Here is a 15,147-nt window from a genome sequence, read left to right on the forward strand (position 1 = left end):
ACGTCAAACAGCGGCAAACACCTGCGCCGCATCGATAATCTGGATCAGCCCCGCACCGCTGCCCGGGTTGACGACCCGCTTGACCAGCGCGGCCTGGTCGGTATGGAACAGTGGCACCGGGGTGATTTGCGCCTCGTCGAACTTGGCCACCACGTCGAGGTCATCGACCAGCAAACCCACCGTCTTGCCCTCATTGCGCGCCACGATCACTTGCGAGCGCTGGGTGAGCGGCGTCGGACGGCCATGCAGCAGCACGCCAAGATCGTAGACCCAGCACAGGTCATCGGCCGCATCGAGTGGAATCACGCCGACACAGGCCGCGCCGCCGCCCATGGTGACGGGACGGATTTTCGACGCGCACTGGGCTTCCTGCACATCGGTGGCGGCAATCGCGAACTGGCCGGCATCGACATAAAAGGTGGCAAATTCCGCGCCGGACGCCGTCATCGACGTGGCGCCGGGCAAGGCCGCGCTTTGGCGCAGGCGCGGTACGCCGCTGCGCAGGGCGCCCAGGGTTTCAATCACCACCGCCACCACGCCGGCGCCGGTGAACTCCCGGTAGCCGTGCGAGGCGGTCGCCCCCACGATGGCGTACTGGCCGTCATGCGCCATGAAGCCGGAACGGCTGTCGCCGCCGTCCAGCGCCAGCATCGCGGGCGCCAGTGACAACGTGCCGCCGACCGGCCGCGCCGCGTCCGTGCTGCACAGCACCGTGCCGGCGCGGTCGACGAAATACGCCTGCATGCCGCCCGCCTCGGTATCGCCCAGCACCCCCTGCAGCATGGCGCGCAATTCCACCGCCGCATCGAACACGATGCCGACCCCGCCAACCACCGTGGCGTCATCGTGCGGATCGCGGATCGCCGCGTGGTAAATATAGGTCGGCCGGTCCCCATACAGCGGACTGGCTTCAAATGGCGACACGTAATATTCCTGGTCGCTGCGCAGCGCCAGCACGCGCTGCAGCGCCGCGTCGCCGATGGTGTCGACCGCGTGGCCGCGCGAGCTGGCCAGGATGCGTCCGGCGGCGTCATATACCACAATGGTGGTGTACACCGTGTACAGCGAATTGATGTGCGCAAGGATGCGTTCCATGGCGCTGGTTTTCACCGCATCGGGCCCGTCCCGCAATCCGGCCACCAGCGCGCGCAACGCCGGCGACAGCGCCCACCAGCGGCAATCGGCCACGCGCTCATACAGGTTGCGGTCGGCCAGGTCCACCAGCAGGTGCGACACGAATTCACTGTTGCGCAAGCCGGACGACAGCACGGTTTCAAACAGGTCGCGGATCGACTCCAGGAACAGCGCATTGCTGCGCGCCCCGGTTTCACTGATCTGTTCCAGGATCGCCTGCAGGCGCAGGAAATCGCCCTCCTGCCCGGCCGACATCACCTGCCCGTTCCACACCACGCGCCGGATCATGTTGGCGGCGTTCATGATTTCAAACAGCGGCGGACAGAATGAACGCGCATGCGACAGCAAGCCGTCGGCCCAGGCCTGGTCCAGCCCCGCCAGCACCGCCGTGGACGCGCCGTGGAACGCCACGTCGAGCGGGATCATGACCTGCCCCTGCCAGCCCCTTGGTCCCGGATAGCCCTGGTAGCCGGGCGAGGCAAACGTGCGCACCAGGTATTCGCGTCCCGCGTACATCATCGGTTCCGGCGATCCGGCCGGATTCATGGGCACCTGCGCGCCGACCGGTATCCACACCGGGTCCGCGCTGGCGATCACCTGGCCGCTGTCGTCGAGCAGCAGCATGTTGGAGCGCTGCAGGCGGTCGCGGTGCGTCGCGAAAATGCGCGCCATTTCCTCTTCAAAGGAGAAGCACAGGCACAGCAAGCCCACCACGGCGCCGGTGCGCGGGTGATGGATGCGGCGCGAGTAAATCAGCGCCGAACGCTTGTCCGGCCGCAGTTCGCTGGCGCGGAAGGTTTCGACATAGCCGTCGGTGGCCAGGGTCTGGGCGATCAGCGGGTCGCGGCTGCCTTCGACCGGCGTCGCCTCATCGATCTGCACCAGCACATTGCCCTCGGTATCGAGCAGCATGATTTCGTCATACACCGTGTATTTGCGGCTGTAGGCGCGCAGCCGGCGGCGCAACGCACCGGGGCTGCCGGACAGGCCGGCGACGAATTCACAGATTTCCGAATCGGTGGCCAGGAAGCCCACGTCGGCCGTGCGCTCATACAGGTTGCGCACCACGATTTCAATCACGTAATGCGCCTTGGTGTTCAACTCGGCCAGCGCATTGCTCATCTTTTCATGCGCCAGGCTGGCCACCAGTTCCCCTTCCAGTTCACCAAAGCCCTGGCGCGTCGCCGCGATGGTCGGCAGGATGGAGCGGGCTTCCGCCGCGCAATTCATCTTGGCCGACGCTTCGATCATGCGCCACATCAGGTTCAGTTCATGCAGGGAACGCTTGCAATGGCCCACATCGTGCATGTACGGCAGCAGCCTGCCGACGTCTAACATTTTGCTCATACCCGTCCACCCGGCCGTCCAAATAAGGGAGCCCTGCACCAAGTGACGGCCCACAAACCGTGCAGGAAAGCTGGAAATCGCATCATGCAAGCAACTTCCGTCGGAAATCGTATTGCATAGTTCCATAAAGCAATTCCCAGGCCACCCTGGCCATGCTCATCCCCGTGAGTGATTAGGGTGGCGCCGTTGACACCCGTAAGGGCAATCCTGATACTCGGCAGTCACTATTCATGTGAGGTGCACGATGAAACGATGGTTGCCTGCCGCCCTGTCGCTGCTGTCCGTTTGCGCGGTGATCGCGCCGGCCGGCGCCAGCCGCCAGGTGGAAAAACTGGACCGGGGCGCGGTCGCGATCACCAGCGGCAGCGGGGTGTTGATCAGCTGGCGCGTGCTGGCCACCGATGCGCCGGGCGTCGCCTTCAACCTGTACCGCGACGGCAAAAAACTCAATCCCGCGCCGCTGGCGGTATCGAATTTCACCGACGCCCATGGCACGCCGGGCGCCCGCTACACGGTGCGCACCATCGCCGATGGCAAGGAAGGGCCGGACGCCGGCGCCGGCGCGGTGTGGCAACAGCCGTTCCTGGCCGTGCCGCTGCAAAAGCCGCAGGATGGCGTAACGCCGGACGGGCAGCCGTACACGTATGAAGTCAACGATGGCTCGGCGGCCGATCTCGATGGCGACGGCCAATACGAATTGCTGGTGAAATGGCAGCCCTCCAATGCGCACGACAATTCGCACGCGGGCTATACCGGCAACACCTACCTGGACGCCTACCGCCTCGATGGCAAGCGCCTGTGGCGTATCGACCTTGGCAGGAACATCCGCGCCGGCGCGCACTACACCACGTATCTGGCGTACGACTTCGATGGCGACGGCAAGGCCGAAGTGATGGCCAAGACCGCCGATGGCACGGTCGACGGTTTGGGCGCCGTGCTGGGCGACGGCGCCAAGGATTACCGCAATGCGCGCGGTTATGTCCTCGATGGCCCGGAATTCATCACCGTCTTCCATGGCGTGACCGGCGCCGCCATGGCAAGCGCGCCCTACCTGCCGTCGCGCGGCGTGGTTGCGGCCTGGGGCGATGCCTATGGCAACCGGGTCGACCGGTTCCTGGGCGGCGTGGCCTACCTCGATGGCGCACGCCCCAGCGCGGTGTTTACCCGGGGCTATTACACCCGGGCCGTCATTGCCGCGTGGGACTGGCGCGGCGGCAAGCTGACCAGCCGCTGGGTGTATGACACCGACCGGGATGACCCAAAGGGCAGGCCGGGCCTGTACCACCAGGGTGCGCACTGGCTGTCGGTGGCCGATGCCGATGGCGACGGCCTCGATGACATCGTGTATGGCGCCGCCACGGTCTCCGGCAAAGGCGCGCTGCTATACAGCACGGGCCTGTGCCACGGCGACGCGCTGCACGTCGGCAAACTCGACCCAAGCCGGCCCGGACTGCAAATCTTCATGGTGCACGAAACACCGTCCTGCTATGGCAAACACGGGGTGGAAATGCACGATGCCGCCACCGGGGCGATCCTCTGGAGTATCGACGGGCAAGGCAAGGATATCGGGCGCGGCGTGTGCATGGATATCGACTCGGCGTCGCCCGGCGAGGAATGCTGGGGCGCCATCGGCGGCTTGATGAGCGCGGCGGGCAAGGAAATATCGGCGGTCCGTCCGCGCGCCATGAATTTCGGCCTGTGGTGGGATGGCGATGCGTTGCGTGAATCGCTCGATGGAGTCCGCATCGCCAAGTGGCGCCCCGCCACTGGAACCCTGGACACCCTGGTCGATGGCGGCCAGTTGGGCGCCGCCTCCAACAATGGCACCAAGGCCACGCCGGTGCTGTCGGCGGACTTGCTGGGCGACTGGCGCGAGGAAGTCGTGTGGCGCAGCCGGGATAACCGCAGCTTGCTGGTGTTTTCCACCACCGCGCCGACCGCGATCCGCCTGCCCACCTTGATGCACGATACCCAATACCGGGTGCAGGTGGCCGCGCAAAACGCCGGTTACAACCAGCCGCCACATCCGAGTTTCCACCTGGGCGACGGCATGGCGCCGCCAGTCCTGCAACCTGTTCACACTCCCTGATGAAAAACACCATGCCTGCCGTTACTATTCCCCGCATCCGCCCAGCGATGTCCACCGCATCCACCAAGGCCGCCAAGGCCCGGCTTGCCGCAACGTTCACCGTACTGTTCGGCGCAATTGGCGCTTTGGGCGCCGCACACGCCGCGACCATGAAGGTCACCGTCTCGCATACTTTAAAGCAGGCGCGCCCGGCGGAAACCATCGCCATTCCATGGAGTGAAGTCAACCGCCTGCTGCCCGGCGCCCTGTTGCAGCGCATCGCCGTGCGCGATGCCAAAGGCAAGGTTTTACCGTACCAGGTCACCAATGTGGCGCCGCAGGCGAAGGACCCGGACAACAAGGGTATCGCCTATGGCGAACTGCTGTTCCAGCACGATTTCGCGGCGGGCGAAGCCAGCGCGGTGTTCACCATCGACACCACGGAAACCGTGGCGCCGCCCTTCCCGTCGAAAGTGTCGGCCCGCTATGTGCAGGAACGGCTGGACGACTTCGCGTGGGAAAACGACAAGGTGGCGCACCGCACGTACGGTCCCGCGCTGGCCGCCCCCGCGCCAGCCGGCAGCGGCAAGGAAGTGCTGCTCACCAGCGGGCTCGATATCTGGTTCAAGCGCGTCGACTATCCGATCGTCGACCGCTGGTACAACAAGGGACATGACCATTACCACCACGACGAGGGTGAAGGCATGGACATGTACAACGTCGGCAAGTCGCGCGGCGCGGGCGGCACCGGCGTCTGGGATGGCAAGGTGTTGCACACGGGCCGCAATTACGCCACGTGGAAAGTGCTGGCCAACGGCCCGCTGCGCGCGATCTTTGAATTGCACTACGACCGCTGGGACGCGGCCGGCGTGCAGGTATCGGAAGTTAAACGCTTCACCGTCGATGCGGGCCGCTACTTTGACCAGATCGACAGCACGTTCACCTTTGCCGGTCCGAGCCAGCTGAACGTGGCGGTTGGCTTGAATAAAACGCCGACCGACAAGGGACAGGATCCCGCCATTGCGCTCATGACCGATGCCGCGGGCGCCTCGCTTGCGCAGTGGGTCACGCAAAAAAGCAACGGCGCCTTCGGCACGGCCGTGATCGTGCCCACGTCCACCGGCTTTGCCGACGACGCGCTCAACCAGTTAATTATCGCGCCGGTGACGTCCGGCCAGCCGCTGCGCTATTACACCGGCGCCGCCTGGGACCGCGCCAGCCCGTATAAAACACAGGACGACTGGCGCAAGCTGATTGCGCTGGAGGCGGCGCGCCTGCGCACGCCCGTGACCGTCAAGGTGTCCGGCGCGCAGTAAGCAAGGCGCCATCGCCACCGATCAACCCTTGCGCCACGGTCCTGCGCCGTGGCGCCCCGATGACTTCCCGTACCTGACGCCATGGCTCACCCATCCCGCCGCAATTTCCTGAAAACCTCCGCACTGGTTGCCTTGCCGCTGGCGGCCAGCGCCGCCACACCGCCGACTTCCGCCACGCCGGCCACGCCGGCCGCCGCCGGCAAGCCGCCCGCCCGTCCCGATCCGGCAACCGCCCGCAGCGCCGCGCTGCACTGGCTGGAAGGCGCCGTGCCCGCCATCTCGCCTGGCACGACGGTTGGCGTGCCATGGCCGCAGGGCGTGCACAAGGAAGGCCAGGCCTTCGTGTTGGCGGGCGCGGACGGCAAGGAAGTGCCGATGCAAACCTGGCCACTGGCGTGGTGGCCGGACGGTTCGCTGAAATGGACCGCGCATGCATTGCCGGCGGGGAGCGGATTGTCGCCGGCGCTGACGCTGCGGGCGGGTACGCCCAAGGCGGCCGCCATACACGGCGTGGCGGTCCGCGACCTTGGCGGAGACATAGAAATCGATACCGGCATCATCCGCTGCACCATCGCGCGCCAGGGCCGCGACGTGATCAAATCCATCGTCCGCAATGGGCGCACCACCCTGGCGCAGGGGCGGCTGGTGGTGCTGGCCGACGACGGCCCGGCAACCGAAGCCGCCACCGTGGCGCAGACCCGCTATGAAAGCGTGGTGCAGCACGCCACCATCGAACAGCGCGGCCCGGTGCGCGCCGTGGTGCGCATAGAAGGACGCCACCGTGCCGCGGGCAGGGACTGGCTGCCGTTTACACTGCGCCTGTATTTCCACGCGGGTGGCGACGCGGTGCGCGTGATGCACACGTTTATTTTCGATGGCGATGAAAACAAGGATTATTTGCGCGGCATCGGCCTGCGCTTTGCCGTGCCCCTGACCGACCCGCTGTATGACCGCCACGTACGCTTTGCCGGCGATGCCGATGGCATCTGGGGTGAAGGCGTGCGCAACCTGACAGGCTTGCGGCGCGACCCGGGCGCGCCGTTCCGCCAGGCGCAGGTCGAGGGAAAAGCGCTGCCGGCTCTGGACACCATGAACCCGCAAGTGCGCAAGCTGATGCACCTGGTGCCGCCATGGGGTGATTACACGCTGTCGCAACTGTCGGCCGACGGCTTCCAGGTACGCAAGCGCACCAAGGCGGGACACGGCTGGATCGATGCGTCCTGGGGCAAGCGGGCGCCTGGCTGTGGCTATATCGGCGGCGCGTCGGGCGGCGCGGCCTTTGGCTTGCGGGACTTCTGGCAGCGCCATCCCACCCAGCTTGATATCCGCAACGCCCACACCGATGCGGCCGAAGTCACGGTCTGGATGTGGTCGCCCGATGCGCCGGCCATGGATATCCGCTTCTACCATGACGGCATGGGCATGGAAACCCATGAACAGGAACTCGACGGCCTCGAAATCACCTACGAGGATTATGAAAAGGGCTTTGGATCGCCCTACGGTGTGGCGCGCAGCAGCGAGCTCACCTTGTGGGCGCTCGACACGACACCGTCGCGCACCGGCCTGGCGCGGATGGCGGCCACCGTGTGCACGCCGCCGCAACTGGTGGCGCCACCGGAGCACTACCTGGCCTGCGGCATATTCGGCGGCTTGTGGAGCCTGCCGGACCGTTCGCATCCGGCCAAGGCGGCGATTGAAGATGAACTGGAGCGCCGCTTTGATTTCTACAAAGGCCAGGTCGAACAGCACCACTGGTATGGCTTCTGGAATTACGGCGATGTGATGCATACCTATGACGCGGACCGCCACGTATGGCGCTACGATGTCGGCGGCTATGCGTGGGACAATTCGGAACTGTCGCCGGATATGTGGCTGTGGTATGCGTTCCTGCGCAGTGGCCGCGCCGACATCTTCCGCTTTGCCGAGGCGATGGTGCGCCATACCAGCGAAACCGACATCCACCACCTGGGCCGCTTTGCCGGACTGGGCTCGCGCCACAACGTGCAGCACTGGGGCTGCAGCGCCAAGCAGGTGCGCATCAGCGCCGCCATCTACCGCAGGTTTTATTATTACCTGACCGGCGACGAACGCATCGGCGACGTGATGCGCGAATTGCTCGACGCGGATGCCAAGCTGGCGGAAGTCGATCCGGTGCGCAAGCGTGCGGAAGAGCCGGAAAAAGGCAGCTACCCTGCCCGCATCAGCTTTGGTACCGACTGGGGTTCGCTGGCGGGCAACTGGCTGACCGAGTGGGAACGGCGCGGCCCCGCCGCCCGGCGCAGCCGCGAGAAGCTATTGACGGGCATGCGCGACATTGCCGCATTACCAAAAGGATTCTTCAGCGCCAGCCGCGCCGGCTATGAACCCGCCACCGGGCGGCTGTACGACACCACCAATGGCGGCGTGGCGGCCAGCCATTTGAATGCCGTCTTCGGCGCGGTGGAAATCTTCGCTGAACTGATTGCCCTGACCGGCAAACAGGAATTTGAACGGGCCTGGCTGCAGTACTGCAGGATGTATAACGCGCCGAAAGAAGAACAGAAACGCGAACTGGGCGCGGTACATGGCGGCACCTCCGCGCTGACCATCGGCCATTCGCGCCTGACCGCGTATGCCGCCTGGCGCACCGGCGACGCCGCGCTGGCGCGCCGCGCCTGGAAGGAATTTTATGGCCGCACGGCCGGTTCGCGGCCGGTCCGCATCGGCGGTCCGGCTGTCATGAACCCGGGCGTGGAAATTGCCGACGCCAGCACCAACGACACGGCGCAGTGGTGCCTGGCGGCGATCCAGAATCTGGCACTGGTTGGCGACCAGATCGGCGGCTGAGCGCGCCCGCTCATGTTGTTGATTCTTTCCCGGCGCGCCACGCGGCCGGGGCCGACACGCTCCTACAATAATCACATGACACCACATCCCATCCCTTTATTGCTGGCAGCCGCGCTGCTGGCCGGCCTGGGCCAGGCCCATGCCGCCGCCCCCCAGCGCTTCGATTTCACCGACGGCGCGCCGCAGGCCGGCTTTACCCATGTCGCACCCGACGCGGCCTATGACAAGGCGCGCGGCTACGGCTACGACACCGCCGCGCAGCCGGGCAAGCCCGCCTACTTTTCCGTCGACCTCCCTGAAGGCAATTACAACGTCACCGTGACGCTGGGCGGGCCGCAAGCCGGCGTCACCACCATCAAATCCGAATTGCGCCGCCTGATGGTGGAGAATGTCCGCACGGCGCCGGGCGCGGTTGAGCAGCGCACCTTCACCGTCAATGTCCGCACGCCGCGCATCCCGGCATCAAACACCGTGGCGGCGGGCGCCGTCCGGCTCAAGGCGCCGCGCGAAACCGTGCAGGAAGCATGGAACTGGGACCCGCGCCTGACCCTGGAATTCAATGGCGGCCATCCGGTGGTGCGCACCATCGCCATCACGCCGGTGCAAACCCCCACCGTGTTCCTGCTGGGCGATTCCACCGTCAGCGACCAGCCGGGCGAACCGTATGCCAGCTGGGGGCAAATGCTGCCGCGCTTTTTCAAGCCCGGCATCGCCATCGCCAACCACGCGGAATCGGGGGAAACCTACCGCGATTCACTGCAGCGGCGGCGGCTCGACAAGGTGCTGTCGTCCTTGAAACCCGGCGATACCGTGCTGATGCAGTTCGGCCACAACGACCAGAAGCAGATCAGGGAAGGCAAAGGCGGACCGTTCACCACTTACCTCGATGAAATCCGCCAGCACGTCGTGGCCATCCGCGCGCACGGCGGCGTCCCCGTGATCCTGTCGTCCATGGAACGGCGCGCATTCGACGCCAGCGGCAAAGTCGTGCCCTCGCTGATCGATTACGCCCGTGCCGCGCGCCAGGCCGCGACAGAACTCGGCACGCCCTTTATCGACTTGAATGCGCTCAGCAAGCCGTTGTATGAAACCCTCGGCGCCGAAGAATCGAAGGCGGCGTTTGCCCAGCCGCAGGGCAAGGTCGACAATACGCACCACAACAATTACGGCGCCTATCAGCTGGCGCAACTGGTCGCGGCCGGCATGCGCCAGCAGGGGCTGGCGGCCGCCTACTGGCTGGCCGATGGCTATGGCGTGTACGATCCATTGAAACCGGACCCTGTCACCGCGTTTGCCGTCCCCCCCAGCCCGAACTACGCGAATGAACGCCCGCTGGGCGACGAGGCCAACCCATGAAGCGGGTATGGACAGCGATCACGGCCCTGGCGCTGCTGGGCGGCTGCGCGGCGTCCCGGCCCGCCGCCGCGCCGGACACGGCCTACCTGTTTGCCTATTTCATCGGCAATGGCGAAGATGGCCTGCACCTGGCCGCCAGCCGCGACGGCTACCAGTGGGACACGCTGGGTGGCGGCCGCAGCTACCTGAAGCCGGCGGTCGGCAACGCGAAGCTGATGCGTGATCCGTGTATCGTGCAAGGCCCGGACGGCACGTACCACATGGTGTGGACCTCGGGCTGGAAGGAAAACAACATCGGCTATGCCTCGTCGAAAGACTTGCTGCACTGGTCGCCGCAGCAGGCGTTGCCGGTGATGGCGCATGAAGCCGGCGTGATGAATGCGTGGGCGCCGGAAATCACCTATGACCGGGAACGCGGGGAATTCGTCCTGTTCTGGGCGTCGACGGTGCCGGGCAAGTTCCCGGACACCGACGGTTCATCGGAAGAGCGCTACAACCACCGGCTGTATGCCACCACCACCAAGGACTTCAAGAGCTTTACGCCGACGCGGCTGTTTTATGATCCGGGCTTCAGCGTGATTGACGCGACGTTCCTGGAATTCCAGGGCCGGCGCCATTTGCTGGTCAAGGATGAAACCCGCCACCCGCCGCGCAAATACCTGCAACTGGCGCCCGCTTCCGGGGTGCAGGGGCCGTTCGGACCACCAGGCGCGCCGTTCACGCCGGCCGGGAAGTGGGTGGAGGGGCCGACCGCGCTGCAAATCGGCGGCGATGCGGTGGTGTATTACGACGCCTACACCACCAAGCACTATGGCGCGCTGCGCTCGCGCGACCTGGTGCATTGGGAAGACGTGACCGCCCGCATGCGCTTTCCCGACGAGGGCACTGCACGGCGCATGCGCCATGGCACCGCGTTCGCGGTCCCGGCGGCGCTGCTGGACACACTCAATCACACCAAGGAGACACCATGAAACACTGGATCGCGGCCGCGCTGCTGGCCGCCACTTTACCGGGAACCTTGCCCGCGTGGGCGGATCAAGCCGCAGCCGCGGCCACCACCGTCGCCAGCGACAGCAATTACCTGCAGCGGGTGCCTTACCAGACGTATTTTGCCGACTACCTGGCGTTGCGCCGCGACCGGCCGGCGGACATTGTGTTTATCGGCGACTCGATTACCGAACAGTGGCGCTGGGGCGCGGGCGGCGCGGTCTGGCGCGCCCGCTTCGAGCACCGCGCGTTCGACTTTGGCCTCGGCGCGGACCGCACCCAGCACGTGCTGTGGCGCCTGCAGCAATTCGACCTGTCCTTCCTGAAGCCCAAGGCCGCCGTGGTCATGATCGGCACCAACAACGTGTCCGACCAGCCGGAAGACATCGCCAGCGGCGTACAAGCCGTGATCGCCGCCACGCAAAAGAAATTCCCCGGCGTGCGGGTGGTCTTGATGAGCATCTTGCCCAATGAACGGGCCAACGCAAAAATGGCCGCCGTCAACCGCCTGCTGGCGCCCCTGGCCGACGGCAAGCAAGTGCACTACCTTGACCTGGCCTCCCGCTTCACCCCCGAAGGCGACAACTGGAAAGGCCTGTCCCGCGACAAGCTGCACCTGACCGAACAAGGCTACACGATGTGGGCCGACGCCCTCGACACCCTCCTGCCCACCCTCCTCGCCAACTAAACCATGGGGTCAGGCGTGCGTTGATGCACTCGCACGGTGGGGTCAGGCGTGCAATCGTGCGTTTCGCATTGCCAGAAAGCCCGCCGTTACGGGCGCTCTGCGAAATCCGGCATGCAAATAAGCCGGCCCCAACCGCCGGAGGAGGCGGCGCCAGTCCCGGGGGGAAATACCGGCTAGCCTTTACCTACGGGCGATGCAGCAAAAACGAATGCACGAACGCACGCCTGACCCCACGGGCGGAACGCATCAATGCACGCCTGACCCCATTTTTAGCCGAAGGGGTTGGCGACGGTGCCCACGGCGGGGGGCGGCAGGTGGTCCGGCAGGTTGGCGCTTTCGAGTTTTGCCAGCACGTCGGCCAGCAACTTGTGCAGCGCGCGGGTGTCGGCCAGGCCAGCCTTGTCCAGCGTGAGGTCGATGTCGCCGGTGATCGTGATGCGGTCCACGCGGTTTTCCACCGTCAGGCCGCCGATGTGCAGCACGTCGGCTTCATTGGCGTAGGGAACGAACTTCTTGGCCATGGGGTGCTCCTTAACGTTTGCGGGATTTCACGACGGGCAGCTTCAGCATGCTCTGCTTTTGCTGCGCCGTCAGCGATGGCAACAGGTTGATGCCGATCTTTTGTTCCAGCTCGGCCACCGTCATCGTCACATACGGCACGTCCGGCTGGTTTTCCACGAAATAGGCGCCGCCGGCGCGCTGGCGCGGGCTGTACACGACTTTATATAAATGGCTCGGCACCAGCACATTGCCGATCTTGCGCAAATCCGTGCCGAGGAAGGCCGGGCCGGTAATCACATATAAGTCCCCTTCCTTCTTGGCCAGCTTGCGTACCGCCTGTTCGATGCCGGCCCACACATGGCGGTTATTGTCGCCGTTTTGCGGCACCATATTCGCCAGCGTGAAACTTTCGCGCTGGGCCTGGCGGTCCGGCATGTCGCCGTTCGGCACCATGTGGCCCCGGTCAAAGCCGCTGCGCGCGTAGTCGGACAATTCCGCGCGGTGCTGGCGCGGCAGCCGCTCTTCCGGGTGGAAGGAATTTTCGCGGTCCAGGTCGCGCGCCAGTTCGACATTCTCCGCCGTCAGGTGCTCGGCGGCCCACAGCGGCGTGCGGGTGACGCCCGAATGCATGATGCCGAAGACGCCGTAACACAATTCCTGGGTATTGGCCGCCAGCTTCTGGTTGCGGAATTCCGGCGCTTTGCCATCCACGTAATGGGTCGGACAGCTGGCCAGCGCCAGCGAAGTGGCCAGCGTCATCAACGCCGCCGCAAATAAGTGCTTCTTCAACTTGATTCCTTGCTCAATGATTCAATAGGCCTGCGCCCGCATTCTAGCGGAGCGCGGCTAACCATGACAAACGCGTGACAGGCGCGCGGCGATGGCCGCCAGTTCCCCGCGCAACGCATCGGGCGAGAGGATGTCGAAGTCGAACGGCAGGCTGGCCAACTCGCGCGCAAACCAGTCCAGGCTGTCCGCCTGGTTATGCAGCAGCACGCCATCCGGCGTTTGTTCGAACAGGCCGATCGCATCCGGCAGGTAGCGCCGGGCCGAGGCCAGGTCGGTTTTCAGCAAGACCCGGGTCGCAAACGCGCGCGGCATCGCGGCAAACGATGTCCGCAAGTGCGCCAGCGCGTCAAAGCCCTGCGGCCGCAGGAACGATTGCGGCAGCGGCGCGGCCGACAGGATACGGTCCAGCCGGAACGTCCGCATGTCTTGCCGCAAGTGGCAAAACCCCACCGCATACCACCAGCCGCCGTAGTAAGCGAGGCCATACGGATCGATGGCCCGCTCGCTGTCCACGTCCATCGTGTGGTAGCGCAGGTGCACGCGCTGGCCGCGCTGCGCCGCCGCGCTCAAGGTCACCAGCGCGGCATTGTCTTGCGGCGCGGTGTTGCGCGCGCGCTCCAGGTCCAGCCGCACGGTTTCATCGATGGCGCCGACCCGGCGTTTCAAGCCGTCCGGCATGATGCGTTCCAGCTTGGCCTGGGCGCTGGCGACGGCGGGCGCCGCTTCCGCCAGCCCCAGGCTGCGCGCCGCCAGCAGTCCCAGCGAAAGCGCCAGCGCTTCGTCATCGGTAAACATCATCGGCGGCAACTTAAACCCAGGCATCAGCGCATAGCCGCCGTAGCGCCCCCGCTCACTGAGGATCGGGATGCCGATCTGTTCCAGCATCACGATATAGCGGCGCAAGGTCCGGCCATCGACCTGCAGCCGGGTGGCCATGTCCGCGCCGCTCATGCGGCCATGGGTTTGCAGCAGTTCCAGCACTGCCAGCACGCGGGTGGTGGGATGGTACATGACGCCACTGTAGCACCGAATCAGGGCGAAATCTGTCCTGATTGAAGGCGATACTCTCCGGACACAACAAGGAGACCTTCATGCATCACCACCTGTGGCTGTATTTCGCCGTCGTGTTCGGCATCATCATCCTGCCTGGCCTGGACATGGCCTTTGTCATGGCCAGTTCCCTGCTGGGCGGCAAGCGCGCCGGCATGGCGGCGGTCGGCGGCATCGTGGCCGGCGGCTTTTGCCACCTGGCGATGGCGACACTGGGCATCGCCGTGCTGTTGCAACTCTGGCCCGGCCTGTTCAATACGCTGTTGCTGGCGGGCGCCGCCTATATCGCGTGGATGGGTTGGACATTCCTGCGCAGCGACAGCGTGTTCCTGCCATCGCACAGCCGCGAAGTCCTGGCGCCGGCGGTGATTTTCCGGCGCGCCATGCTGACCAGCCTGCTCAATCCCAAGGCTTACCTGTTCATGCTCGCGATCTTCCCCCAGTTCCTGCGCGCCGATGAAGGACCGCTGTGGCTGCAGTCCAGCGTGCTGGGCGCGATCACGGCCGCCACGCAACTTGCGGTGTATGGCGCCCTGGCGCTGGCGTCAAGCCACGCGACGGACTGGTTTGCACAGCACCCGCGCGCGTCCGCACTGACGGCGAAGGTGATGGGCGTCCTGTTGCTTGCCACCGCCTGCGCCAGCGCGGCACAGGCATGGCAAGGGGTGTCAAGCGCCATGCAGGCGGCCGACGTCACCTTCGTGGTCGGCGGCCACATGGTCCGCTAAGCTTACAGCGAGCGGCCGTCGTACTGCTGCACCGGCACCGACGCCAGGTCGAAATCCTCCAGGCAATTCAGGCTGACCGCCACCGTGGCGTTGCCTTTCGGGTCCACCCCTTCGCCGAACGGGTGGATGCCGCAGGTTTTGCAGAAACGGTGCTTGATCACGTGCTTGTTGAAGGTGTAGGTGTCCAGCGCGTCGTCCGGCGTCAGCAACGTCATGCTGGTGCGCGGGAAGAACGCCAGCGCCGTGCCTTTGCGACGGCAAATCGAGCAATTGCACGATATGGCGCCCTTGATCTCACCTTCGATTTCGAATTTCACATTGCCGCAATGGCAGCTGCCCTTGTATAACATGCCGCAC

General features: G+C 65.4%; 12 protein-coding genes. 7 read left to right on the top strand and 5 right to left on the bottom strand.

Annotated features, from left to right (window positions below):
* Positions 1–3 precede the first annotated feature (3 nt).
* On the bottom strand, positions 4–2,481 hold the full coding sequence (locus tag AC1RRC_RS28950) for a chemotaxis protein CheW (protein WP_493059127.1): 2,478 nt from the start codon (positions 2,479–2,481) through the stop codon (positions 4–6).
* 244 nt (positions 2,482–2,725) lie between these two features.
* On the opposite strand from AC1RRC_RS28950, the gene AC1RRC_RS28955 reads away from it, so the two are divergent.
* The 6 genes from AC1RRC_RS28955 to AC1RRC_RS28980 all read left to right on the top strand — a co-directional run bounded on the left by AC1RRC_RS28955 (position 2,726) and on the right by AC1RRC_RS28980 (position 11,722).
* Positions 2,726–4,570, top strand: coding sequence for a rhamnogalacturonan lyase (locus tag AC1RRC_RS28955; RefSeq protein ID WP_493059128.1), 1,845 nt, complete (start codon positions 2,726–2,728; stop codon positions 4,568–4,570).
* Positions 4,571–4,581: 11 nt separating this feature from the next.
* Entirely contained in the window at positions 4,582–5,865 is a 1,284-nt protein-coding gene (locus AC1RRC_RS28960; protein WP_493059129.1) for a DUF4861 family protein, read from the top strand.
* 81 nt (positions 5,866–5,946) lie between these two features.
* On the top strand, positions 5,947–8,691 hold the full coding sequence (locus AC1RRC_RS28965; RefSeq protein ID WP_493059130.1) for an exo-rhamnogalacturonan lyase family protein: 2,745 nt from the start codon (positions 5,947–5,949) through the stop codon (positions 8,689–8,691).
* A 75-nt stretch (positions 8,692–8,766) separates the two neighbouring features.
* Positions 8,767–10,047: a rhamnogalacturonan acetylesterase gene (locus AC1RRC_RS28970; protein WP_493059131.1), complete on the top strand. Its 1,281-nt coding sequence runs from the start codon at positions 8,767–8,769 to the stop codon at positions 10,045–10,047.
* Positions 10,044–11,018, top strand: coding sequence for a glycoside hydrolase family 43 protein (locus tag AC1RRC_RS28975; RefSeq protein ID WP_493059133.1), 975 nt, complete (start codon positions 10,044–10,046; stop codon positions 11,016–11,018). The genes AC1RRC_RS28970 and AC1RRC_RS28975 overlap by 4 nt, the downstream gene beginning before the upstream one ends.
* Positions 11,015–11,722: a GDSL-type esterase/lipase family protein gene (locus AC1RRC_RS28980; RefSeq protein ID WP_493059136.1), complete on the top strand. Its 708-nt coding sequence runs from the start codon at positions 11,015–11,017 to the stop codon at positions 11,720–11,722. Before AC1RRC_RS28975 ends, AC1RRC_RS28980 begins: the two co-directional genes overlap by 4 nt.
* Positions 11,723–11,991: 269 nt before the next feature.
* Here the strand turns inward: AC1RRC_RS28980 and AC1RRC_RS28985 are convergent, their stop codons facing one another.
* From AC1RRC_RS28985 to AC1RRC_RS28995, 3 genes are all read right to left on the bottom strand, one after another.
* Positions 11,992–12,243 carry a hypothetical protein gene (locus tag AC1RRC_RS28985; RefSeq protein ID WP_493059137.1) on the bottom strand — a complete coding sequence of 84 codons (252 nt, stop codon included), beginning with the start codon at positions 12,241–12,243 and terminating at the stop codon, positions 11,992–11,994.
* Between the two features lie 10 nt (positions 12,244–12,253).
* The gene (locus tag AC1RRC_RS28990; protein WP_493059216.1) at positions 12,254–12,982 is read right to left on the bottom strand and encodes a DNA/RNA non-specific endonuclease; all 729 of its coding nucleotides are present in this window, start codon (positions 12,980–12,982) and stop codon (positions 12,254–12,256) included.
* An 87-nt stretch (positions 12,983–13,069) separates the two neighbouring features.
* Positions 13,070–14,023, bottom strand: a complete 954-nt coding sequence (locus tag AC1RRC_RS28995) for a helix-turn-helix transcriptional regulator (RefSeq protein ID WP_493059139.1) — start codon at positions 14,021–14,023, stop codon at positions 13,070–13,072.
* 80 nt (positions 14,024–14,103) lie between these two features.
* Here AC1RRC_RS28995 and AC1RRC_RS29000 point away from each other — a divergent pair, with 80 nt between their 5' ends.
* Complete coding sequence (locus AC1RRC_RS29000; RefSeq protein ID WP_493059141.1) at positions 14,104–14,790, top strand: LysE family translocator; 687 nt, start codon at positions 14,104–14,106, stop codon at positions 14,788–14,790.
* 2 nt (positions 14,791–14,792) lie between these two features.
* Here the strand turns inward: AC1RRC_RS29000 and AC1RRC_RS29005 are convergent, their stop codons facing one another.
* Positions 14,793–15,140: a GFA family protein gene (locus AC1RRC_RS29005; protein WP_493059142.1), complete on the bottom strand. Its 348-nt coding sequence runs from the start codon at positions 15,138–15,140 to the stop codon at positions 14,793–14,795.
* Positions 15,141–15,147 lie beyond the last annotated feature (7 nt).

This window comes from Pseudoduganella sp. GW821-FHT12E03 (assembly GCF_058807115.1).

What these genes read in the sequence shown, in the direction of transcription:
- AC1RRC_RS28950 (WP_493059127.1), bottom strand. Translation starts at nt 2,481, where the DNA reads ATGAGCAAAATGTTAGACGTCGGCAGGCTGCTGCCGTACATGCACGAT.
- AC1RRC_RS28995 (WP_493059139.1), bottom strand. Translation starts at nt 14,023, where the DNA reads ATGTACCATCCCACCACCCGCGTGCTGGCAGTGCTGGAACTGCTGCAA.
- AC1RRC_RS28990 (WP_493059216.1), bottom strand. Translation starts at nt 12,982, where the DNA reads ATGACGCTGGCCACTTCGCTGGCGCTGGCCAGCTGTCCGACCCATTAC.
- AC1RRC_RS28985 (WP_493059137.1), bottom strand. Translation starts at nt 12,243, where the DNA reads ATGGCCAAGAAGTTCGTTCCCTACGCCAATGAAGCCGACGTGCTGCAC.
- AC1RRC_RS28970 (WP_493059131.1), top strand. Translation starts at nt 8,767, where the DNA reads ATGACACCACATCCCATCCCTTTATTGCTGGCAGCCGCGCTGCTGGCC.
- AC1RRC_RS28965 (WP_493059130.1), top strand. Translation starts at nt 5,947, where the DNA reads ATGGCTCACCCATCCCGCCGCAATTTCCTGAAAACCTCCGCACTGGTT.
- AC1RRC_RS28955 (WP_493059128.1), top strand. Translation starts at nt 2,726, where the DNA reads ATGAAACGATGGTTGCCTGCCGCCCTGTCGCTGCTGTCCGTTTGCGCG.
- AC1RRC_RS29000 (WP_493059141.1), top strand. Translation starts at nt 14,104, where the DNA reads ATGCATCACCACCTGTGGCTGTATTTCGCCGTCGTGTTCGGCATCATC.
- AC1RRC_RS28960 (WP_493059129.1), top strand. Translation starts at nt 4,582, where the DNA reads ATGCCTGCCGTTACTATTCCCCGCATCCGCCCAGCGATGTCCACCGCA.
- AC1RRC_RS28980 (WP_493059136.1), top strand. Translation starts at nt 11,015, where the DNA reads ATGAAACACTGGATCGCGGCCGCGCTGCTGGCCGCCACTTTACCGGGA.
- AC1RRC_RS28975 (WP_493059133.1), top strand. Translation starts at nt 10,044, where the DNA reads ATGAAGCGGGTATGGACAGCGATCACGGCCCTGGCGCTGCTGGGCGGC.
- AC1RRC_RS29005 (WP_493059142.1), bottom strand. Translation starts at nt 15,140, where the DNA reads ATGTTATACAAGGGCAGCTGCCATTGCGGCAATGTGAAATTCGAAATC.